A 21,999-nucleotide genomic window follows, 5' to 3' on the forward strand; every position below is an offset into this window, starting at 1 on the left:
TGCGGGGCTCACGGGGCCGAGCGCGGTAGATCCCACGCCGCCGCACCGGCGAGGACGACCACCGGCAGGACGACCGACCAAAACCCCCAGCGCTGCTGCGAAAACCCGCCGACCAGCGCCCCCGCGACGTAGGCCGCCCAGACCCCGGTGAGCAGCGGCAACGCCCTCGCGGTCGGGCGGGGGGCCTCCGGGGCGAGCCGAGACCGGCGTTCGCGCCGGGCCAGGATCTCCGAGACCGTGTCCACGGCCAGGCTGGTCAGCGTTCCGGTGACGTAGGTCGTAGAGATCCGCTGCTCACCCACCCGGCGTACCGCAGCGCTCTGCGCGCCCATCGCCGCGCTGAGCAGCGCGATCAACGGAAGGGCGGTGGGGACGGGGATGACGCTCCCGGGATGGGGGTGCCGGAGGGGGACCCACACGGCCAGCCCCAGGAGCAGGCAGGCGCCCTCCACACCGAACACGCTCCCCAACCGCCGCCGCCCGTGCAGGAGCAGCGAACCCCCGGCCGCTCCGGCCACGAACGCGGCGATGGCGAGCAGCGCGCGCGCCACCCCCAGCCAGTGACCCTGCCCGATGGCGATCCCGAGGAGGACGGTGTTGCCGGTCATGTTGGCGGTGAAGATGCCGAGGGCGAGATAGCTGATCGCGTCGAGGTAGCCGGCCGACCCGCCGAGGAGCAGCGCCAGACGGCGCCGGGGGACTGCGGGCGGGGTGCCGTCGATGCGCACGGCGATCCTCCGGGCGTGCGCCTACCGCGGCGCGACCGCGATCGTGCACCGGGTCGCGTGCGCCGTATCGCCGCCCGGCGGCAGCTCGACCGATCGACAGATCAGCAGCACGGCGCCCTGAAAGTTCCGCTCGTACCCGCCCTCGGAGTTTGAGATCGTGAACAGCGGAAGCGTCCAGATCGCCGCGGGCCCGCCGAGGTCGAAGCCGAGCCTCAGCCCCGACCACGCCTCTTCCACCGTCACCCGCGCGGTCGGTGGGAGCGTGCCGAGGTCGTGCAGGGAGGACCGCACCCCGGCCGCCTCGACCCACACGTCGTCCGGCCCCCCGAACACCCCGATCCCCCATTCCTCAATCGCCACCGCGCGCAGGGGGGCCGGGCCCTCCCACCGCAGCCGCGTGGTGTGGAGCAGCCCGTGCAGGCCCGGCTGCGCCTCGACCGTGCGGTCCACCACGACCCGTCCCCCGGCCGTGCCCCCCTCCCGGTGCAGGCGGACGGAGGCGCGCGCGTCCGTGAGGTCGAGGTCCCAGGTGTAGGCCCCATCGGCGAGGTCTGCCAGGTCATCCTCCTCACCGCGCCAGCACTGCTCCGGCGTGGTCCCTTCCGGGACCAGGCGCATCCGCAGGCTCGGGCGGCGGGTGCGATCGTAGATCAGGAATCGTTCCAGGCCCGGCTCCTTGACCCGCACCGCCGCGGTGTGAATCGTTTCGGGTTCCCCCGTCACCGCCTGCGCGGCGCCGGTTTCGACCGCGCGGAGGAGGTCCGCGTGGTAGCGCTCGCGGCGGCGGGTGAGTACGTTCCCAAGATGGCGGGGTGCGGGCCGGTAGTCCCACTCCACCACGCTCCCGCCGCGCCCCGGATCGACGGTCAGCACCAGCACGTCGGTCGCCAGCCGCACTTCGGTCCGGCCGTCCCCGTTCAGGTCGGCGGCATCGCCGATCGCATGCGCCCCGGGATGTCGGGCCGCCTCCGCCGCAGCTTCGGCGGCGACGAGATGACTGAAGGCGGCGCCGCGGATGTGCGGGAGGTAGACCCCCCCGAAGACCCCGTGCCAGTACGGGCAGTTGCACTCCCCCGCCCAGAGGTCCTCGAGCGCCCGGGCCCGGGCGTCGCCGGGCGGCATCGCGGCGACCTTTTCCCCGGCTCGGAGCGCGAGGTGGTGCAGCGTATTGACCTCCGCGTATTTCACGAGGAAGTGCCGCCAGAACCCCCCGCGGATGAACGGGAGCACCTCCGCCCACGGGCTGCCTTCGAGCTGGCGCTTGAGGTGCGACAGACGCTCGGCTCGATCCGCGGGCAGCGCCCACTCCGCCATCTCATCGTAGGTGGCGGCGGGAAGGTAGATCCGCCCCGCGGGCTCGCGCGACCGACGGTACTCGCCGGGAGGGACGACCTCGATCCACGGCGTCGCCTCGAGCGCCGCGAAGAACCGGTCGATCCAGCCGTGCTCCCAACAGTGCGCGTAGGTCCCCGGCCAGAGGCCGAATTTCTCGCCGTCGTCCCCCATCACCGCGAGATCGAGCGCGGCCGAGCGGCCGTCGGTGCGGACATCACTGTCGGCAAGCGTTCGGAGGTAGGCGATGACGTCTTCGACCGGCGCCCACGGGACGAGGTATCGAAGGCGCTTCAAGCTCGGGAAGATGGCGAGCGGGACGCCGGCCTCTTCGGTCATGTAGTACCCCAGCAACTGGGGCTCGTCGAGGCCGACGGCGTGAAAATGTGTGTCGTCCACGATCGTGTACCGGACCCCCGCCTCGCCGAGCGGCCGGGCCAGGTGCGGTTCCCACACCCGCTCGGCCAGCCAGAGGCCATCGGCCGCGGTCCCAAACTCCGCGGCGATCTCGCGCGTGAGCTTCTCAATTTGGCCGCGCTTGTCCGCGTCCGGAATGATGGCGAGGATCGGTTCGTAGTACCCGCCCGTCATGACCTCCACCTGCCCGCGCCCCGCCAGCCCGTGAATCCGGTCGAGGAGCTCTGGGCGGTGCGGCCGCAGCCAGTCGAGGAGGGGGCCGGAGTAGTGGAGGGCCAGGCGGATCGTGGGGTGACGTTCGAGCGCCGCGATCATCGGCGCGTACGCGCGGTCCGCGGCGTCGGCGAAGACGTAATCGAAGTTGCCGACCGGCTGGTGGTTGTGGATCGCGAGCGACAGAACGACCGGATGCATGACGCGGTCAGTCCGCCTCTCCGCCTCCGCCTGCACCGGCGGGACTGAGTGCGAGCACGCTCCCCGCCGGCATGTACACGACCACCAGCAGGAGGCCGGCCGCGACCAGCCCCAGCCCGACGAGGAAGATGCTGTGGATCCCCTGCGCCAGCGCCTGGCGGAACGACTCGTGGCCCCCGGCGGTGAGATGCGCCTGGACGCTGGCGTCGAGGGCCACCTGCGGGTCCGTGATCCGCGGGATCCCCAGCCCCGCCGTGCCGGCGAGGGCCTCGGCGCGCCGCGTCAGCACGCCGATCAGAACCGCGCCTTGCGCGCTGATTCCGATCGCGCTCCCGATGTTGCGGGAGAAGATGCTGACCGAGGTGGCGATCCCGCGCAACTCGCGCGCCACCGCGTTCTGCATGGAGATCATGAACATCGTCGCCGTGAGCCCCATGCCGACGCCGAGGACGACCATCGGGACGAAGACCCGCTGGACCGAGGTCTCGGCGGTGAGGCGGGCGAGGAGCGTAAACCCGGTGACCATGAGGGTCATGCCGATCACCATCACCGGCCGGTACCCCCACCGCAACGCCACCCGGCTTCCGGCGATGCTGCCGCAGGTCCAGCAGAGCATGAACGGGATCAGCACCGCGCCGGCGGTCGTGGCGCTTGTCTGGATCACGCCCTGAACGAACAGCGGGATGTACACCACCGCGCTGAACATACTCGCGCCGAGCAGAAATCCGCCGACCGACCCCACGGCGACGACGCGATCGTCGAACAGCGTTAGTGGAAGGAACGGATGCCGCGCCCGCCGTTCGATCCGGACGAAGAGCAGCGCGAGCGCCGCGCAGACCGCCGCCAGCCCCACCGCCGGGGGCGACCACCACGAAAAGGCCTGCCCCCCCCAGAGCAGGAGCAGCAGGAGCGCGACCGCGGCGCCGGTGAGGATGCCGATGCCGGGGTAATCGATGCCGCCCTCCCGCCGCGTCACCGGGTCGACGAACGAGATCGTGATGATCATCGTGGCGACGAGGCCGGCGGGCACGTTGAGGAAGAAGATCCACCGCCAGCTGGCGTGGTCGGTCAGGAAGCCGCCGAGGAGCGGGCCGACGACCGCCGCGAACCCCCAGACGCCGCTGAAGATCCCCTGAATCCGGAGGCGCTGCTCCACCGGGAACAAGTCGGCGACGATCGTGAGCGCAATCGGCAGCACCGCCCCACCGCCGATTCCCTGGAGCAGCCGGAACACGACCAGTTGTCCCATGGTGTGGGACAGCCCGCAGAGGACCGACGCCCCGATGAACCACAGGATGCCGGTGAGGTAAATTCGCTTCCGGCCGTAGAGGTCGGCGAGCCGGCCGAAGATCGGGGTGGTGGTAACGAACGCCAGCTGGTACGCGGCGAAGACCCAGGAGTACAGCGCGAGGCCGCCGAGGGCTCGCGTGATGGTCGGCATCGCCGTGCCCACCGCGGTCTGGTCGATGGCGGCGAGGAACATCCCCAGCATCGCCGCGACGGTGACGACGCTCCGCCGGTTCACGACAGCCCCCACCCCAACCGCCCCGGGATCATGATCCCGCGCGGGTCGTATTGTCCGCGCAGCTTCCGCATCAGCTCGATCCCGCCCGGCGGGGGACCCCACAGCGGCAGCCGCGGTTTGAGGGCCACGGGCGCCGCCTCCACGACGGCGTAGCCGCCGATCGTGCCGGAGACCGCCCCGAGCGATTCGACGAGGGCGGGGCCGTCCTGGGCGGCGCAGGCGGCGTAGAGGAGCCCGACGCCGGCGTGGGCGAGGACTTCCACGGGGCCCGCCGCGGGGATCCCCTCCAGTGCGGCCGCCACCTCGGCCCAGCGCGCGATCGGGCCGCCCACCCGCACGACGACCCCACCGGGGTGGACGTCGGGGGAGGGGAACTCCGCCACCGCCCCCCACAGCGCGTCGTGCGCCGTCCCGTCCACAACCTCCAGGTGGCTCTCCGCGCCGACCAGGGTCCGCATCTCGTTTACGTGCCGCGCGCGGCTCTCCGCCATCCCCTCGGCCAGCAGCAGCACCCCCCACGCGCCGTCGGGAGGGGCGGCGAGCCCGGCGGCCGGCGCGAGCCGGCGGAGCGCGGCGGGGCTCACCGCCTCGAGCGCGGACGGCAGCAGGTACGATCGCATCACCGCCGTCGTCAGGTCGGACGCCGCCCGAAGGCCGGGCACGATGACGAAGACGGTCTGGCCATCCCGAGGGTGCGGCGAGATTTTGAACGTCGCCTCCGTGATCACCCCGGCCGCGCCAAACGAGCCGATGAACAATTTCACCAAGTCGTAGCCGGCGACGTTCTTGACGACCTTTCCCCCGGCCTTGATCACCTCGCCGGTCGGCAGCGCGACCCGGATCCCGATCAGCATGTCGCGGATCGACCCGTAGAGGAGCCGCCGCGGCCCGTTGCGGTTGGCGGCGATGAGCCCGCCGACGGTGGCGGTCCGCTCCCCTGGGGGATCGAGCGGCAGCCACTGGGCGTGCGCGTCGAGCTCGGCCTGCAGATCCCTCAGGCGGGTTCCCGCCCGCACGGTCACCACGTAGTCGGCCGGTACGTAGTCAGTGACCCCCGCCAGGCGGGTGGTGTCGATGATGAGATCGGCCCGGGTCGGCACGCCGCCGAGGTGCTGGTGCGCCCCCCCGCCGCGGGGGAGGACTCCCGCGCCGCGCTCGCCGGCGGCGGCAAGCATCGCTCCGGTTTCCTCCGGGGTCCCCGGTCGGGCGGCGGCGGCGGGGCGGACCCCATCCACCGCATAGGGGGCGAGGGCGGCGGGGTCGGTGACCAGGTGGTCCGGGCCCACGATCTCGCGCGCCCGGTCCGCGAGGGCCCCGCTCATGCCCGGGAGGGTGCTCCCACCGGGACGCCTTCCGCGGCGGCGTACGAGCGGTCGAGCAGGTCGATGAGATGGTGGACGTGGATCGAGAGGCCGTGCGCGCGGGCTCCCGAGGCGAGTTGGAGCATGCACCCGGGGTTCGGCGCGACGACGACATCGGCGCCGGTCTGGCTCAGCGCGGCGATTTTCTCCTCCAGGATCTGGCGAGAGAACGTCGGCTGGGTGAGGTTGTAGATCCCCGCGCTCCCGCAGCAGCGGTCGGACCCCTCCATCTCCACGAGCTCCAGGCCCGGGATGCGGCGGAGCAACTCTCGCGGCTGGCGGCGGATGTGCTGGCCGTGCACCAGATGGCAGGGGTCCTGGTAGGTGACCCGGGCGCGCACCTCACCGAGCGTGCCCACGAGGCCGAGCTCCGCCAGAAACTCGCTGATGTCCCGGCAGAGGCGGCTGTACCGCGCCGCCCGCTCGACGTACGTGGGGTCGTCGCGGAACAGCACGTCGTACTCCTTGCTCGCGCTGCCGCAGCCGGCCGCGTTGATGATCACAGCATCGACGCCGGCGGCGAGGAAGGTTTCGATGTTTTGGCGCGCCATCGCCCGGGCCCGCTCCCGCTCGCCGCTGTGGAGGTTGAGGGCGGCGCAGCAGGTCTGCGCGCGGGGAACCACGACCTCGCACCCGTTCCGCTGCAGCACCCGCACCGTCGCCTCGTTCAGGTCGGCGAACATCACGCTCATCACGCAGCCGCTCAGCAGTCCGACACGCGCGCGCCGCGGGCCGATCGCCGGAAACACTTCCTGCGCGGGGTCGAAGAACCGGTCCGGGACCGGGGGAAGGAGGGTTTCCATCTCGGCCAGACGGCGAGGGACGAGGTGGAGCGCCCGGGCGAGGCCGCGGAGCCCGCTGCGCTGGTAGAACCGCAACAGGGCCGCCCCCCGGCGCAGCCGGGCAGGGTAGGGCATGAGATGGCGGAGGGCAAGGAGGGTCAGGCGCCGCGCCAACGGCGACCCGCTGGGTCCGATCTCCGCCCTGGCGGCTTCGATGATCGTGCCGAACCGCACCCCCGACGGGCACACCGTTTCGCATGCACGACAGCCCAGGCAGACGTACATGTGCTCTTCGAAGCGGCGGTCGATCGGGATGCGGCCTTGGGCGGCGGCCTCGACGAGGTGAATCCGTCCGCGCGGCGACTCGGTCTCGACGGAGAGGATTCGATACGTCGGGCAGTGTTGGAGGCAGAAGCCGCACTGAATGCACTTGTCCAACTCTGGAATCGCCAACCGAGGGATGGGCTGGGCGGCGAGCTTCTCCGCTGCGGCGGTGTGCATCGCCATCGAACGCTCTCCTCTACCGCATCAGTCCTGCGCGCGTCCCGCTAGATCCACAGCCCGGAGGCCGCCAGGCGCGGCGGCTGGCGGATCATCAGTTCCGCGCACGAGACCGGCGTGGGAAACACTTTGAACGGGTTCATCAGCTCCTCCGGGTCGAACGAGCGCTTGAGGCGCCGCTGGGCGTCCAGGTCCGCGTCCGAGAAGATCCAGGGCATGTAGTTGTTTTTCTCGAACCCGATGCCGTGCTCGCCGCTGAGCGTACCGCCGGCGGCGACGCACGCGGCCAGGATCTCTTCGCTGGCCTTCATCACGCGCTCGATCTCCCCGTCCACCGACGCGTCGTAGGGGATCAAGGGGTGGAGGTTGCCGTCGCCGGCGTGAAAGACATTCGCGACGCGGATCCCGTGCCGCCGGGCGATTTCCATGACCTGGTGCATGATCGCCGGGAGCTGACTCCGCGGGACGACCGCGTCGTGCAGGTAGTAGTTCGGCGCCAGCCTTCCCATCGCCCCGAACGCGCCCTTGCGGGCCGCCCAGTAGAGGTGACGCTCCTCCTCCGAGCGGGCGGTGCGGACCTCGCGGGCGCCGTTCTGCCGGCAGAGCGCCTCGACGATCCGGGCCGAGGGCGTGATGATTTCCCTGACCCCCTCCACCTCGATCAAGAGCACCGCGCCGGCGTCGAGCGGGAGTCCGGCATGCACCGCCGGTTCGACCGCTTCCACGGTGAGCTGATCGATCATCTCAAGCGATGTGGGGCCGATCCCGGACTCGATGATGTCCGCGACCGACTGGCTGGCCTCCTCGATCGTCGCGAAGATGCCGAGCATGGTGAGCAGCCCTTCCCGGCGCCGCATCAGCCGCACGGTCACTTTGGTGACGACCCCCAGCGTGCCCTCGGACCCGACGACGAGCCCGGTGAGGTCCAGCCCGGGGTCGTCGGGACCGCGCCCGCCGAGCTGGACCACCGATCCATCCACCAGGACCATCTCGAGGCCGAGCACGTGGTTGGTGGTGACGCCGAAGGCGAGCGTGTGCACGCCGCCGCTGTTGTTCGCGACGTTCCCCCCCAGGCTGCAGGCCGATTGGCTGCTGGGGTCGGGCGCGTAGAAGTAGCCGCGCGGCGCCACGGCGTTGGTGACGTCGACGTTGATCACGCCGGGTTCGACCACCGCGTAGCGGTTGTCGAGGTCGACGTGCAGGATGCGCTTCATTTTGGCGAGCGAGACGATGAGGCCGCCGATCGGGGTGATCGCGCCGCCGGCCAGCCCCGTCCCGGATCCGCGGGCGACGATCGGCACGCGGTGGCGGCGCGCGGTCTTGACGATCCCGACCACCTGGTCCGCGGACGTCGGGCACACAACGAGATCGGGCAAAGCGGACATGAAACTGCAGCCGTCGTACTCGTAGGCGATCAGATCGGCGGGATGCGTGAACACCCACTCCGAGCCCACCACGTCCTGCAGGGAGCGCACCAGGGCGCGTCGATCGTCGATGCGGTGGCGGAGATCGGCGAGTTGCACGGCGGCTTCAGTATAGCACAGTTCTTCCTACGCTCGATCGAGCATGCCCGCCGACCCGGTTGATGCGAAGGTTTCATTCGAGCGGAGGAAGGGGCGGAGTCCGAGGGGACGGTAGCAAGGTCGTACGCGCCGGGTGTGACGGATCGCCCGTGAGCGAATGAGGAGGGCGATGATCGATATGCGGTTCTCGTCACGTGCGGTGCGGGCATCCCTCGCCAAGCGGCTCATGCTCGGGCTGCTCATGGCCATGATCGCCATCGTTTCGGGATGGTTTCTGTCCCCAAAGGTGGGCACCGACAAAGCGACCCAAGAGTGGTACTCGCAGTAGCACCGCCCGGATCACCCGGGTAGCGCGCGCCGGACCGCCACCGCGATATTCGCCCTACGGGAGGACCCACGCCCGGAGGGCGTCGTCGTCGGTCCCCTCGGCCTTGGCCCGGTCCCAGATCAGCACGTGAGCGACGCGGGGTCCGTGCATGCCACGCACCAGCGTAAATCCGATATCCGCCGTCTTGCTGGGACCCGAGATCAAGGAGAGATACCGAGGCACGGGGCGGTGGAGGTGGAGCGCGGCGTACCCGCGGGCGAGCACGGCGGCGTCGAGGAGCTGCTCGACCACGCTGTCCGCGGTCACCAGCGCGATGTGCGTGGGCGGCACGTTGCTGGCCGCGCGGCCAAAGCCGAGGTCCTCGGCCAGGACCAGGCTGCCGGTGTCCGCAACGATGGTCTGGGCACCGGTGATTCCAAACTGCGCGGCCAGGAGCTGTTCCCGCCAAGCTCCGTGTGGCGTGGGCGGGCCGTCCCAGGGCAGCACGGTGACGGCACGCCCCTCGGCCCGAAGGACCTGATCGAGCTGCAGTTCCCGGCCCACCACGCACGGCTGGTAGACGACGGCCGCGCCGCGGGGGACGATTTCGCGCACCCGGTTGACGACGTCGTCCCCGCTGGCGTATCGCCCGACCTCGAACCCGAGCCCGGTCATCGTCTCCACCGCTTCGTCGAGCAGGCCGCCGTGCGCGCGCGCCCGAGCCCGCATCTTGACCCGCCGGAGCGCGGCCAGGTGCTCGGGGGCCGAGGGCTCCCCCATCTGCTCGCCCCTCGCCTCCCCGGGCGCGGCGGTCGGGGGTCGGTCGTCCCGCGCTGGGGGGATCATCGGGGGCTCGCCGTGGCCCGGTCGAGCAGCTCCATGAGATGGGCCGCACGAGGATGATCGCCGGCGCCGGCCCGCGCCAGCCCCCACCGCACCTGCAGCAGACACCCCGGATTGTTGGTAACGATCAGGTCGGGGTTCGTAGCGAGCAGATCTTCGACCAGGAGATCGGCCAGGCGGCCGCTGACCTCGGGATGGACCAAGGTGTAGATCCCGGCGCTGCCGCAGCAGGCCTCCCGCCGGGTCGCCTCGACCACCTCGAGCCCGGGGATGCGGCTGAGGAGCCACCGCGGCTCCTTGGTGATCCCCTGGGCGATGCCCAGATGGCAGGGGTCGAAGTACACGACCCGCTCGCGGATGCGGGCGGCGGAAGCGAATCCCCGCACGGCCAGAAACTCGCTCACGTCGCGGACCCTCGCGGCGAACCGGCGGGCTCGATCCGCATAGGCCGGGTCGGCGTGCAGCAGCTCCGCGTACTCCTTCATCGCCGCTCCGCACCCGGCGGAGTTCGTGAGGATCGCCTCACAGTCGGCGAGTCCCTCGAACGCATCGATGACGCGGCGCGCCAATTGCCGCGCCTGCCCTCCCTCCCCCATGTGGTGGTGCAGCGCGCCGCAGCAGCCTTGGGGGCGCGGCACGCGGATCCGACACCCCGATCGCGCCAGCACCCGCAAGGTGGCCCAGTTGATCGGCGCGAGCCACGTGCTCATGACGCACCCGCTCAGGAATGCGACCGTCCGCGTGTGGGGACCGATCGGCTCGATCACTTCCGGTGGCGGCGCCATTTCCCGCGGGGCTGGCATTGGCGGCAGAAGCGGGGCGATCGCCCGCAGGCGGGGGGGCAGGACGCGCTCGGCCGCCCGCCGCAGTCCCCACCGCTCCGCCGCGTACAGGATCCTCCCGCTGGCGCGCATCAGCGCAACCCGGCCCGTGAGGGCCAGCACGGCCCGGGCCATCGCCGGGAGCCGCCGCGAGGCGGGAAGGTGCTCGCGCAGCCGGGCGTGCATGCCCGGGGTGTCGATTCGGACGGGGCAGGGGTCGACGCAGGCACGGCAGTTGAGGCAGAGGGAGAGGCCCTGGCCGGACGTGAGGGGGAGCCCGCCGGTGAAGCTGGCCTGCAGCATGCCGATGCCGCCGATGTGCGTGGTCACCCCGTACTTGTCCCCGATGACCGCGTACACCGGGCAGTGATCAAGGCAGCTGCCGCAGTTGATGCAGGCGAAGGCCTCGCCGAACCCCTGGGCGATGGCGTGCCGCCGGCCGTTGTCGACCAGGATGATGTGCACCTCCTTGGGGCCAAACCCGTCGGCGGGGGCGGGTCCGGAGATGCACGAGGCGTAGGTCCCGATCCGCTGGGCCACGCCGAAGACGCTGGCGCCCTGGATGATCGTCAGCGCATCCTCGAGCGTGCGGACGATTTTCGTGATGGGCACGATCGCGATGTAGACCGCGGGGAGGGAGGAGAGCATCCGAATGTTCCCTTCGTTCTCCACCACGCACACCGTGCCGGTTTCGGCGGCCAGCGCGTTGCCGCCCGACATCCCGTAGCCGGCGGCCGCGAACGCGGAACGCAGATCCTCGCGCGCCACCTTGACGATCTCCTCGGGGTCGTCGGGGAGGACCTCCCCCGCGAGATCGCTGAACAGCTGGCGGACCCGCTCTTTTGGGATCTGGACCGCTGGGGCGATGATGTGCCCACCGTAGGTGCCGTTGAGCTGATTGATCCGGTCGCCGAGGTCGGTTTCGACCACCGCGACGCCGTGGGCCTCGAGCGCCTCGACGGCGTGGATCTCCTTCGCCGCGTTGCTCTTGGACTTGACGAGCGTCCCGCCCCCGACCACCTTGAGGATGTGTGCGCGCGCTTCGGCGGCGGTGCGCGCGACCACGACCGTGCAGCCGTTCCGCGTGAGCTGCTCGGTGGCGAGGCGGACGAGCTCGTCGAGGTGGTCGAGCGCTTCCATCTTAATGGCCCGAACACGATCCTGCAGGTCGGGATAGCGGCGTCGCGCGGCGGCGAGACGCGGGCGGAGCCCGTCGAACACCAGACGTCGCGCCCGGTCGGCCGAATCGTCCGCCAGGCCTGCGGCGATGCGCTGGCGGAGGGGGGGAAGTTTCACCGTCGCCCGGTGACGGTCGTCGCGATGGGGGTCACGGGAGGACATTCCTGCCGCGGCCGGTAAATCCCTCCGCAGCGATGCAGCTGTACACGATCGGACATTCCACGCGCACCCTCGACGATCTCGTCGAAGCGCTGCGGAGTTTTGGGGTCCGGATGCTCGTCGATATCCGCACCGTGCCTCGGTCGCGCCACACCCCGCAGTTCAACCGGGAGGAGCTGGCCCGGCGCCTGCCGCGCCGCGGCATCCGCTACCGGCACCTCCCCGGGCTCGGCGGCCTCCGGAAGCCGCGTCCCGACTCCACGAACACCGCCTGGAGGAACGCCAGCTTCCGGGGATTCGCGGACTACATGCAGACCCCGGAGTACTCGACGGCGTTGCAGGAGCTCCGCACCCTGGCCGAGGAGGCCGGGGCGACCGCGGTGATGTGCGCCGAAGCGGTCCCGTGGCGGTGCCATCGGTCGCTGGTCGCCGATGCCCTCACCGCCGGGGGCGACACGGTCTTCCACATCATGGGCCCCGCGAAGGCACACCGGCACACCCTGACCCCCTGGGCGCGGGTCGAGGGGGGGCGGGTCGTCTATCCGGGCGATCCCCCTGAGCGGCATCCCGGATCCCTCCCGCGTCCGTCACGGGCCCGGCCGGCGCGCGGGGGATCCCGGGGGGTGGCGGCGCGGGCGCCGCTTCCTTCTATAAAAAGAACGGCACGCCCATGACGCTTGAGGTCCGCCGGCAGGTCTTGACGTACGTCGAGCGCCACACCACCATGACCTTGGCCACGGAGGGACCCGATGGGCCGTGGGCCGCGGCGCTATTCTACGTCAGCGACGGCTTCGATCTCTACTGGCTCTCCGATCCGCAGACGAGGCACTCGCAGAACCTTGAGCGCACCCCCCGCGCGGCCGTCACCATCCAGGAAGATTATCGGGACTGGCGGACCATCCAGGGAGTTCAGATGGAAGGGCGTGCGGCACCGGTTGGGCCGCTGGCGGCGGCCGTCCGCCCGATGGACCTGTACGTGGCCAAGTACCCTTTTCTCGGCGATTGGCGGACCCCGCCGCCGGCCCTGGCGGGGGCGCTGGCCGCCGCCCGCGTATATCGGTTCACGCCGAGCCGGGTATTGTTCATCGACAACGCCAAGGGGCTGGGCCACCGCCAAGAAGTCGCGCCCGACAAGTAGACCGGGGTCATTCGCGCCCGAGAGGCGCCGCTACGGGTTCCGTCCTCAGAGGAGCCCCTCGCGCCGCCCCTTGGCGACAAAGAATTCCCACGTCTTCTGCATGATCCGGCGTTCCCAGAGGCTGGCGCCGACCCGCCGGGTCTCTTCCTCGGTGAACGCGCGGGGCGTTCCCAGGACCGACGCCCAGAGCTGTTTCTTGGCGTTCTCCTCCATCCAGATCGAGGTCGTGAAGCAGGTTTCGACGTCTTCGCCGACGACCACAGCGCCGTGCCCGCGCAGCAGGGCGGCGCGGCCCGACCCCAGCGTGCGCGCTAGCGCATCGGCCTGCTCGGGGGTGCGGATCAGGTCGGGGTCGTCGTACACCGGCAGGCCCTCTCGGGGGAAGACGGCACCGAGGATGAAGACGGGCACGAGCGGCCGTCCGGCGATGGAGAAGACCGTGGCCCATTGGGGGTGCAGGTGCGCGACCGCCCGGACGTCCGGGCGCGCGGCGTAGATGCGGGTGTGGATCGGGACCTCGGTCGGCGCGTCGCCTTCGCCGGGGAGCGGCCGTCCCTGGAGGTCCACGGTGACGATATCCGCCGCGCTGACCGCGCTCCGGCCGGCCTGCCGGGCGTTGATCAACACGCGCTCCGTCCCCGGCAGACGGGCGCTCATGTGCCCGTGGAAATCCATCAACCCCTCGCCAACCAGAAGGCGAATGGCGGAAGCGAGGAGGGATTTCAGGGCGCCGGCGTCGGACACGCTAGCGGCCGCTCCGCGCCAGCACCTCCGCCCAGCCGCGCAGGAGCGATTGCCCCTTGACGATCTGCTCCGCGCTGAAGAACTTCTCGAGCCCTACCCGCTGGATCGGGTACACCGGGCGCTGGAAATCCTTGTCGTACCCAAATGGGACGGTGGCGTCGATCCCCATGCCGCCCTCGAAGCGGGTGTTCATCGCCGTCCACTGCCGGTCCCCCGCCGTGAGGCGCTCCTCGGGGATGAAGGTCTGCCCCGCGCCGCCGGGAACCGGATTGAGGATGTCCGTCCGCGGGTTCACGCGGGTGGTCAGACACCAGATGATCTCGTCCATGTTGTAGATATCGACGTCATCATCGACGACGATCGCGAGGCGCATCCCCTGACTGCACGCCATGGCCGCGACGAGGAAGTTGCGGACCATGCCGTCATCGGTCTTGAGCCGCTTCTTGACCTGGATGATGCAGCCGCCCCAATCGGTCATCGGGTAGGGGATGTTCACGTCCTGGACGATGCCGGGCTGGAGCCGTTCGCAGAGTTCGAAGATCGCCGACTCGCGCACGGTGGTATCGATATTGTGACAGTCGAGCATGTGGACGCCGAGCAGGTAGAAGATCGGCTTGGTGGCGCGGCGGCGCATCGTAATGCCGGTGACGTGAAACGTCGGCGCGCGGTACGCCTTGCCCATGTAGCCGGCCCATTCCGGATGGAACGGGAACCGTCCCTGCTTATCGGCCGCCTCGGCCTCCGCCGTTTCGTAGCGCTTGTCGCGCGGATGGAGGTGGCCTTCCAGCACCAGTTCGCAGTCGGCCACCGCCCAGGCGTCGACCGTCCGGGCCTTGACGATCCGGATGGGGAACCCCTGCACCGCACCGGCCGCGCCCAACTCGTCGCCGCCGCGGGGGAGGATCACGTAGTCGAAGCCGCCCCCGGCGATGAGGGTGGCCGCCGGTGGGAGGCCGAAGCACATCGTCAGCGGGATGGGCGTGTCGTCGTGATAGTGCTCGGTGATGACCTGCCACATATGCGAGCCGGGTGCCGACTGGAACGTGCAGATGTTTCCCCAGCGGGCGTTCATGCGGTTGTAGCCGATGTGGCTGCCCCCGTGGAAGTAGGGCCCGACGACGACGCTGTTGCCGCTGCCGATCGTTCGCTCCGATTCGAGCTCCGTGTGCCGGATCGCGACGACGTGGTTGTTGACCTCGAGGTGGTCGGTCAGGACGTCCTCCTGGCAGGGAGCCTGATCCTGCGGCACTTCCACGGGGGGCAGCGGATGGGTCAGCGCGTGGGCCAGCTTGCGCGTCCGTGCGACCGGCGTCTCCCAGCCAAACATTCGGTCGATGATGCCCATGTTGGCGAACAGATTGGTGACCGCCCGGGCGTGGGGGTAGCCTTTGACGTTCTTGAACAACAGCGGGTAGCTCCCGTCCAGCTGCTTCTGCACGCCGGTGACCTCGAGGTCCGGGTCCACCGGTACGTCCGTCTCCAAGAGCAGCCCTTCGTGCCTGAGCCACTCCAGCGTGCCGCGAAGCGATTGGATGCCGCGCTCGACCTTCACCGGGGCTGCCATCGATGTCCTCCCGTGATCCGTTTTGTCATTTCGCCACACCCACGTTACTCGATCACGCCGTCCTCGATCAGCCGTTCAATCTCCGCACGAGCGAGGCCCAGCATCTCGCCGTAGACCCGATCGTTGTGCTCGCCGAGGAGCGGGCTCCGGCTCAGCTCCGCCGGCGTCTCGGAGAGGATGAACGGGGGCGCCTCGTAGTGGAACTTCTCCAACTCGGGATGGGGGAGCTCCTGCCAGACCCGGCGGTGCGCCAGCTGGGGGTCGGCGAAGAGGTCGGACAGCAGGCTGACGATGCCGGCGCCGACCCCAACGGCCTGCAGCCGCTCCATGACCTCGTGCCGCCCGAACTGGCGCGTCCATCCGCCGATCAGCGCATCGAGCTCGTCCTCGTGTGCCTTGCGCGCGGCGAGGGTGGCGAACCGCGGGTCGTCCCCCCATTCGGGGTGGCCGGCCGCACGGCACAGCGCCCGCCACTCCTCCTCGCTGCACACGGCGATGACGCACCAGCGGTCCTCTCCGCGGCAGGGATAGGCGCCGTGCGGCGCGGCGTGCGGACTGCGGTTTCCCTGGCGGGTCATGACGCGGCCCGCGGCCTCGTACTCGAGCAGGGCGGGGGCAACGAACTGCAGTCCCGTCTCGTACTGTGAAAGGTCGATGTGCTGTCCCGACCCGGTGCGTCGCCGATGGTCTAGGGCCGCCATCACCGCGATCAGCCCAAAGCCCACCGCGATGAAATCGATGTAGGGGCCGAACAGCAGCATCGGCTCGCCGTGGGGCTCGCCGGCCAGATAGGTAAACCCGCTTTGGGACGTCAGCTGCGAGCCGAACCCCCGCTGGCTCGACTTCGGGCCGGTCTGGCCCATGTTGCACGAGCTCAGGTAGACGATCGATGGGTTGATCTCACGTACGGCCTCGTATCCCAGCCCATTCCGCTCCATGACCCCCGGCACGAAGTTATCGATCAGGACGTCGGCCCAGGCGGCGAGGCGCCGGCCGAGCGCCACCCCCTCGGGGTGCTTCAGGTTCAACGTGATGCCGAGCTTGTTGTTGTTGAACAACGCAAACGAGCCGGTTCGGTTCAGCCCCGGGATGTTGTCTTTGTAGGGTGGGTAGTGGACGCGGAAGCCGTCGGGGTGCGACCGCGATTCGACGCGGACGACCGTGGCCCCGTGCTCGCCCATGTGCTTGCCGACCATCGGGCCGGCCGCGAACACGGCGAACTCCACGATCTTGATCCCGGAAAGCGCTTGAGGATGCGCCGGCAGCGCGGACGGTTCCCGGCTCATGCGGTGCCCCACGCCCGCGGGAAAAACGCCCACGGCCGGCCGGCGTCCTTCGTCAGATCGCGGCGAGGGGTCATTAGAGGATCTTCTCGCGCCCGAGGGCGTCGAGGTCGTGCCGGGAGAGGCCCAACTCGGCGCCGTACACTTCGGCGTTGTGCTCCCCGATCCTCGGGGCGCGCCGGGTGATACCGCACCGCGCGGCCGAGAACTTGGCGAACGGCCCGGGGTACGTCACGGTCGCGTCCAGTTCCGGATGATCCACCGATTGCCAGAACCCCCGCGCCGCGAGCTGCGGGTCGTCGCGGATGTCCCGGGCGCTGGCGACCGGATACCCGAGGATGCTGCGTTTGACCGACTCGCGCGCAAACTCGGCCTTGGTGCGCTTCGCCAGGAACGCGACGAAGGGCTCTTCCAGTCGGTCGATCTCTTCCTGGGTGCTCACGGCGATATTGAACGTCCCCCAGTCCATGCGCGCGAGCCAGTCCGGGGCCTCGCCGCACTCCGCCATCCACCGCACCATCGCCTCGTTGGAGCGCCGCCCGGCCTCCCCCCCGTAGAAGATGAAGTTGATGTGGCCGTCCTGGCACCGGTAGATCGCCCGCATGCGGGCCCCTGTGGTGCTGCGGCCGACGATGCTGCTCCCGCCGCGGTGGAGGTCCTGCCGCAGCAGGCTCCAGTAGGCCGGGGCGTTCGCCAGGGCCCAGAGGAGGCTGTCCCGCGTTGCGACGTCGACGTGCTGGCCGCGGCCGGTCACCCGACGGTAGTGGTGCGCGATGAGCGAGCCGGCCGCCGCGTGCATTCCCGTCCACATCGCCGCCTGGGGGAGCGAGACTCGGAGCGGCGGGCGCCCCGGCGCTCCGACGAGTGCCATCAACCCGCTCATGGCCATCGCGATGAGGTCCGACCCTCGGTGGTGGGCATAGGGGCCGCTCTGGCCGAAGGGCGTGATCGACGTGAAGACGAGCCCGGGGTTGATGTTGTGCAACGCGCGGTAGCCGAGACCCCGGGCGTCCAGATGGCCGGGGGGGAAAGACTCGATGAGGAAATCCGCTCGCCGCGCCAGTCCGCGCAGCAGCTCCTGCCCCCGGACGGTCTCGAGGGCCAGGGTGATGCCGCGCTTGTTGGCGTTGTAGGCGAACCAGGCGAGGTTCTGCTCCGGATCCGGGTCGCGGAAAAACGGGCCCTGCTGCCGCCCCGGGTCTCCGCCCGGGGGCTCGATCTTGACGACGTCCGCCCCCAGGTCGCCCAGGATCCGGCCGCACAGCCAGCCGTCGCGGTCGGTCAGGTCCAAGACGCGATAGGGCGCCAGGACCCCGGCGTGGGGCGGCCGCCCGCCGGCTACCGGCCGGTCTGCGACGGCCACGTTGCGTACGCGCCCTTGAGCGCGCTCGTCCCGCCGACGCGCTCGGCGAAGTAGGTGAGGTGCTTGTGCATCAGCCGCCGGGCGCGCTGCGCGTCGCGGGCCTTGATCGCCTGTAAGATGCTTTGGTGGTCGGCGATCGCCCGCCCGGCCATCGCCGCGGCCGGCAGGTGAGCCAGGGCCTCGTAGAACGGGGTCCGGAACGAGTTGACCGTGAAGCGGAGGACCTGGTTCTTGGCTGCGTCCGCGAGCGCGATGTGAAAGGCGACACTGTGGGGCATGAAGCGGGGATCTCCCGCCTCGCGCCCGGCGCGGGCGTCCTCGATGGCCTGCCCCATCGCGGCGATGTCCGCCGCCGTGGCCCGCTTGGCGGCCAGCGCGGCGACGTACGGCTCCACGGCCAGCCGGGCCTCGGTCAATTCCACGATGGTGATCTGTTGAAGGCGGAGCAAGGTCGTCAGCGATTCGCTGACCCGCTGGGCGGTCGGCTTGGCGACGAAGGCGCCGCCGCGCGCCCCGACCTTGATCTCGATCAGCCCCTCGGATTCCAGCACGCGGAGCGCGTCGCGGACCGTGATGCGGCTCAGGGCGAACTGCTCGGCGAGATCCTTTTCCGAAGGGAGTTGATCCCCGGCGGCGAGCTGGCCGGCGAAGATGCGCGTCTTGATCTGCTGGACAATCTCGGCCGAGGCGCGGGCGAGGCGGACGGGGTGGAAGGTCTTCGCGGTCTCCACGGCGGCGGGTTCCGGGCTCCTGTGCTCAAATTATATAATGATTATATATTTACTCCGCCGGCTGTCAAGGGTGCCGTCCGCCACGCCAGGGGGGGAAAATCCCCGGCGCGGGGAACTCCTCCCCGCGGGTTCCGTGGTGCCCGCAGGGTTCTTCACTCGAATATCGAGCGATAAGGGGGAGCGATCATGCCGAAGTACGTGATCGAGCGCGATGTTCCCGGAGCGGGCAAGCTATCGCCTCAAGAACTTCGGGCCATCTCGCAAAAATCGTGTGGGGTGCTGAACCGGATGGGCCCGCAGATCCAGTGGGTGCACAGCTACGTCACCGACGACAAGATCTACTGCGTGTATGTCGCTCCCAACGAAGACATGGTGCGCGAGCACGCACGGCAGGGTGGGTTTCCCGCCAATCGGGTCGCTGCGGTGAAGGCCGTCATTGACCCCACGACCTCAGAGCCCTAGCGCTTCTTGGGCCGTCCACGTCGACGGCTGAGGCCGACCCGGCGTCGGGAGCGGTCGGGGCGCAGGGATGCCCCGACCCCCGCCTGGGGGTTAGTGGAAGACCAGGCTCTTCACCACGACCGGCACGACGTACTGGTCGGGCATGATGCCGCCGATGTCCACGTAATCGAACTCGCGCAGCGCCACCTGATCGATGCAGGCCAGCGGCCCGACGACACCGCATTCCTCCCGGAGCATCCGCCCGACCAGGCCGGCGACGTCCGCGTCGATGACGAGCAGCAGGGGGCGGCGGGTGCCCACCGCCTCCGGCAGCGCGGCGACGATCCCCTGGCACAACTCGGACAGGGCGGCGTACTGGGGTCCGTGGTGCCAGTGGATGGCCAGCGCAAACCGGTCCGGGCCGTCTTGGAGATCGAGCCGCCGCAGCGCCCGGCGGACGGCGTCGGCCACCCCTTCGCGTGAGGGGGTCCCCAGTCCGCGCACGGCGGCGACGGGGACGTTTCGGACCGGCAGCACCTCCGCGTCGGAGAGAAAGATCGTGTTGCCGCTGACCTGCACGGTGTACTGGGAAGCCCCGATGCAGGTGGCGCGGATCCGCTCGCGGGGCTCGAGGACGATCCGGCCCCGGCAGCGGGTGCGCAACGCCCGGGCCAGACGCGGCCCCAAGTCCCCAAACTCCGCCGCCTCGGTTCCGTACACGTACTCGGCCACCCCGCCGGAGAAGACGAGGTGCGAGAAGGGGCCGGGTGACTGGAGGCGCTCCGTAATCCAGAAGTCGCCCCCGCCGTCGAGACGCTTCCCGTCGATCACCCCAATGATGAGGTCGGCCATCCGGTCGGCCACCGCGTCGAGCGCCCGCGGCGGCACCGCCTCGCCCAGGGCGATCTCCACGCCGGCCCGCCGGGCGAACGCCCGGCCCTGCGCCTCGGCCCGCCGCAGCGCGCCGCCTCGGTCCCACGCCAAGAGGCGCGCGCCGACGTGGATGGCTCCCGTTTCTACCACCGCGCCCTTCTGGCAGACCGCAAATTTTGTGGTGCCCCCGCCGATGTCCACGTTGAGCACCGTCGGATGCCCGGGTTCCCGGGAGAGCGCGGCCGCCCCCGAGCCGTGCGCCGCGAGCAGGCTTTCCAGGTGGGGCCCGGCGGTGGCGCAGACGAACTTGCCCGCGTCCGCGGCGAACAACTGGATGAGCGGCGCGGCGTTTTCTTTCATCGCCGCCTCGCCGGTCGTGATCACGGCGCCGGTGTCGATCTCCGAGCGGGAGATCTCGGCCTCGCGGTAGGCCTCCTCGATGAACCGCGCCACGGCCGCGGTGTCGATCTGCGAGGCCGACGCGTACGGCGTCAGGATCACGCGGGAGCGGAACCGGACGTCCCGTTGAACCACCTGGTAGCGGCTGGAGAGATAGCGGCCTTGGCGGGTCAAGACCAGTTCCGAGAAGACCAGGTGGGACGTCGATGATCCGATGTCGATCCCGGCGCTGCGCAGGCGGATGTGCTCCCCGACGTAAACGGCGGGGTCCGCGTCCCCCCCCAGGTGGATGTGCTCCTGGTCGTCTTCGTGCATCGCCGCCCGCCTTCAGGCGCCGGTCATCGGCGGGGCGCGGCGGGAGGGGGGAGGGTGAGTCCCCCCATCAGACGCGTACCGAGAAGCCGTCCATCCGCACCGGCACATGGCGCGCGGCGCAACGCTCGGCAAACGTCCGGTGAATGCGGAGGTCTTGGTCCTCGTACTCGATCTGGTTGCCCCCGTCCTTCTTGCTCTTGTCCACCCCCTGGATGTCCAGATAGCGCGCCACCTTCCACTTGGCGCCGCCCCACCGGATCGCCAGGTACCGGGCGGGCGTGGGGCCCGTGTTGAAGTGCTGGTGCCACCACAGCCCGGGGGGGACGAACATCGTGCCGGGATGCCACGGGATGTCGGTGAAATCTTCCGCGCCGTCGGGCCACATCATCGAGAATCCTTCGCCCTCCAGGATGATCACGTGCGCTCCCGGGCCGTGCCGGTGGGCCTTCTTGTAGGTGCCCACCGGGAACTCGGAGATGTGCGCGCACAGGGAGTTGTTGGCGAATTCGAACATCACGTTCTTGCCGCCCGCGCCGCGCTCGGCCCAGTCGTGAAGCTGAAACCGGTGGACGTCCGCCACGAAGTTGGTGTCCCAGACCCGCCCAGGGTACAGCGTGCCCTCGCCGCCGAAGTACCCCTGGCGGCCGTCGAAGCGGTCCAGGAAGTCGAACGGGCAGGTGAAGAGAAACTCGGTGTTGTGGATCAGATTCATCATCATCGGGGCGGTCGTGACGCCCAAGAGGCGCGCCGGCTCGCGGCCGGAGCCGTTGTGCAGCCGGTGGGAGCAGTTGAGCGGGATCGAGAACAAGCTGCCGGTCTGCCATTCGAAGGACTGGCGGGCGCCGGCGTCGTTCCACACCTCGCACCCGCCCCGGCCCTCGACGACGAAGTAGAACTCTTCGAAGAGGTGCCGCTCCGGGGCCGTGCCCCGCCCGGGTGGAATTTCCAGAATGTAGGCGTTGTTGGTATCCTCGGTGCCCAGGAGCCTGATGTACGCCCCGCGCGCCTCCAGCCGCGGCCACGGCGCGACGGTGATGCCCCGAAGGTCCGGGACGGCGACGCCGTTCACCACGGGGATCCCCTCAACTTCGAGCCAGCGCTCGTACGCGCTCTTGCGCCACTCTGCCGGCAGCCGATCCTCCTGGGCGATTCGCCGTTCCCCGTTGACGTCGGCCATTCCTGACCCCTCCTCGCGCGGACCGAGTCGATCGATCCGGCCTTTATCTTACCACCCCGCTCCGCCGCGGTCATGCGGC

Annotated in this window: 19 protein-coding genes; 4 read left to right on the forward strand and 15 right to left on the reverse strand. The window is 70.2% G+C overall.

Annotated elements, in window-relative coordinates:
* Positions 1–8: 8 nt before the first annotated feature.
* From VKV57_15535 to VKV57_15560, 6 genes are read right to left on the reverse strand one after another with little or no spacing between them, the layout of a single operon-like run.
* On the reverse strand, positions 9–728 hold the full coding sequence (locus tag VKV57_15535) for a YoaK family protein (protein HLW61315.1): 720 nt from the start codon (positions 726–728) through the stop codon (positions 9–11).
* Between the two features lie 21 nt (positions 729–749).
* The gene (locus VKV57_15540) at positions 750–2,891 is read right to left on the reverse strand and encodes an alpha-amylase/4-alpha-glucanotransferase domain-containing protein (protein HLW61316.1); all 2,142 of its coding nucleotides are present in this window, start codon (positions 2,889–2,891) and stop codon (positions 750–752) included.
* A 7-nt stretch (positions 2,892–2,898) separates the two neighbouring features.
* A complete protein-coding gene (locus tag VKV57_15545) occupies positions 2,899–4,416 on the reverse strand; it encodes an MDR family MFS transporter (GenBank protein ID HLW61317.1) in 1,518 nt (505 codons plus the stop codon).
* Positions 4,413–5,738 carry an FAD-binding oxidoreductase gene (locus tag VKV57_15550; protein ID HLW61318.1) on the reverse strand — a complete coding sequence of 442 codons (1,326 nt, stop codon included), beginning with the start codon at positions 5,736–5,738 and terminating at the stop codon, positions 4,413–4,415. Before VKV57_15550 ends, VKV57_15545 begins: the two co-directional genes overlap by 4 nt.
* On the reverse strand, positions 5,735–7,066 hold the full coding sequence (locus tag VKV57_15555) for a heterodisulfide reductase-related iron-sulfur binding cluster (GenBank protein ID HLW61319.1): 1,332 nt from the start codon (positions 7,064–7,066) through the stop codon (positions 5,735–5,737). Before VKV57_15555 ends, VKV57_15550 begins: the two co-directional genes overlap by 4 nt.
* Before the next feature lie 41 nt (positions 7,067–7,107).
* The gene (locus tag VKV57_15560; GenBank protein HLW61320.1) at positions 7,108–8,583 is read right to left on the reverse strand and encodes an FAD-linked oxidase C-terminal domain-containing protein; all 1,476 of its coding nucleotides are present in this window, start codon (positions 8,581–8,583) and stop codon (positions 7,108–7,110) included.
* A gap of 169 nt (positions 8,584–8,752) precedes the next feature.
* Between VKV57_15560 and VKV57_15565 the strand changes: the two genes are divergently transcribed.
* A complete protein-coding gene (locus VKV57_15565) occupies positions 8,753–8,911 on the forward strand; it encodes a hypothetical protein (protein HLW61321.1) in 159 nt (52 codons plus the stop codon).
* 54 nt (positions 8,912–8,965) lie between these two features.
* Here the strand turns inward: VKV57_15565 and VKV57_15570 are convergent, their stop codons facing one another.
* Both VKV57_15570 and VKV57_15575 read right to left on the reverse strand, forming a co-directional pair.
* Positions 8,966–9,670 carry a lactate utilization protein gene (locus VKV57_15570; protein ID HLW61322.1) on the reverse strand — a complete coding sequence of 235 codons (705 nt, stop codon included), beginning with the start codon at positions 9,668–9,670 and terminating at the stop codon, positions 8,966–8,968.
* Positions 9,671–9,732: 62 nt separating this feature from the next.
* Positions 9,733–11,850, reverse strand: coding sequence for an LUD domain-containing protein (locus VKV57_15575; GenBank protein ID HLW61323.1), 2,118 nt, complete (start codon positions 11,848–11,850; stop codon positions 9,733–9,735).
* A gap of 77 nt (positions 11,851–11,927) precedes the next feature.
* On the opposite strand from VKV57_15575, the gene VKV57_15580 reads away from it, so the two are divergent.
* Together VKV57_15580 and VKV57_15585 are read left to right on the forward strand one after the other, a co-directional pair.
* On the forward strand, positions 11,928–12,566 hold the full coding sequence (locus tag VKV57_15580) for a DUF488 domain-containing protein (GenBank protein ID HLW61324.1): 639 nt from the start codon (positions 11,928–11,930) through the stop codon (positions 12,564–12,566).
* Complete coding sequence (locus VKV57_15585) at positions 12,563–13,030, forward strand: pyridoxamine 5'-phosphate oxidase family protein (GenBank protein ID HLW61325.1); 468 nt, start codon at positions 12,563–12,565, stop codon at positions 13,028–13,030. Before VKV57_15580 ends, VKV57_15585 begins: the two co-directional genes overlap by 4 nt.
* A gap of 45 nt (positions 13,031–13,075) precedes the next feature.
* Here the strand turns inward: VKV57_15585 and VKV57_15590 are convergent, their stop codons facing one another.
* The 5 genes from VKV57_15590 to VKV57_15610 form a co-directional block, all read right to left on the reverse strand.
* Positions 13,076–13,774: a class II aldolase/adducin family protein gene (locus tag VKV57_15590; protein HLW61326.1), complete on the reverse strand. Its 699-nt coding sequence runs from the start codon at positions 13,772–13,774 to the stop codon at positions 13,076–13,078.
* A gap of 1 nt (position 13,775) precedes the next feature.
* Positions 13,776–15,338, reverse strand: coding sequence for a UbiD family decarboxylase (locus tag VKV57_15595; protein ID HLW61327.1), 1,563 nt, complete (start codon positions 15,336–15,338; stop codon positions 13,776–13,778).
* Between the two features lie 44 nt (positions 15,339–15,382).
* On the reverse strand, positions 15,383–16,624 hold the full coding sequence (locus VKV57_15600) for a CoA transferase (GenBank protein ID HLW61328.1): 1,242 nt from the start codon (positions 16,622–16,624) through the stop codon (positions 15,383–15,385).
* A gap of 73 nt (positions 16,625–16,697) precedes the next feature.
* Positions 16,698–17,984 carry a CoA transferase gene (locus VKV57_15605; protein HLW61329.1) on the reverse strand — a complete coding sequence of 429 codons (1,287 nt, stop codon included), beginning with the start codon at positions 17,982–17,984 and terminating at the stop codon, positions 16,698–16,700.
* A complete protein-coding gene (locus tag VKV57_15610; GenBank protein ID HLW61330.1) occupies positions 17,960–18,715 on the reverse strand; it encodes a FadR/GntR family transcriptional regulator in 756 nt (251 codons plus the stop codon). Before VKV57_15610 ends, VKV57_15605 begins: the two co-directional genes overlap by 25 nt.
* 186 nt (positions 18,716–18,901) lie before the next feature.
* On the opposite strand from VKV57_15610, the gene VKV57_15615 reads away from it, so the two are divergent.
* Positions 18,902–19,177 (forward strand): DUF4242 domain-containing protein, encoded by a 276-nt coding sequence (locus tag VKV57_15615; protein HLW61331.1) that lies wholly within the window; start codon positions 18,902–18,904, stop codon positions 19,175–19,177.
* 90 nt (positions 19,178–19,267) lie between these two features.
* Here the strand turns inward: VKV57_15615 and VKV57_15620 are convergent, their stop codons facing one another.
* Positions 19,268–20,743 (reverse strand): ethanolamine ammonia-lyase reactivating factor EutA, encoded by a 1,476-nt coding sequence (locus VKV57_15620; protein HLW61332.1) that lies wholly within the window; start codon positions 20,741–20,743, stop codon positions 19,268–19,270.
* Positions 20,744–20,810: 67 nt separating this feature from the next.
* Positions 20,811–21,920, reverse strand: coding sequence for a cupin domain-containing protein (locus VKV57_15625; protein ID HLW61333.1), 1,110 nt, complete (start codon positions 21,918–21,920; stop codon positions 20,811–20,813).
* Between the last annotated feature and the right edge of the window lie 79 nt (positions 21,921–21,999).

It is taken from the genome of bacterium, assembly GCA_035307765.1.
In the GTDB taxonomy this organism is placed as follows: domain Bacteria; phylum Sysuimicrobiota; class Sysuimicrobiia; order Sysuimicrobiales; family Segetimicrobiaceae; genus Segetimicrobium.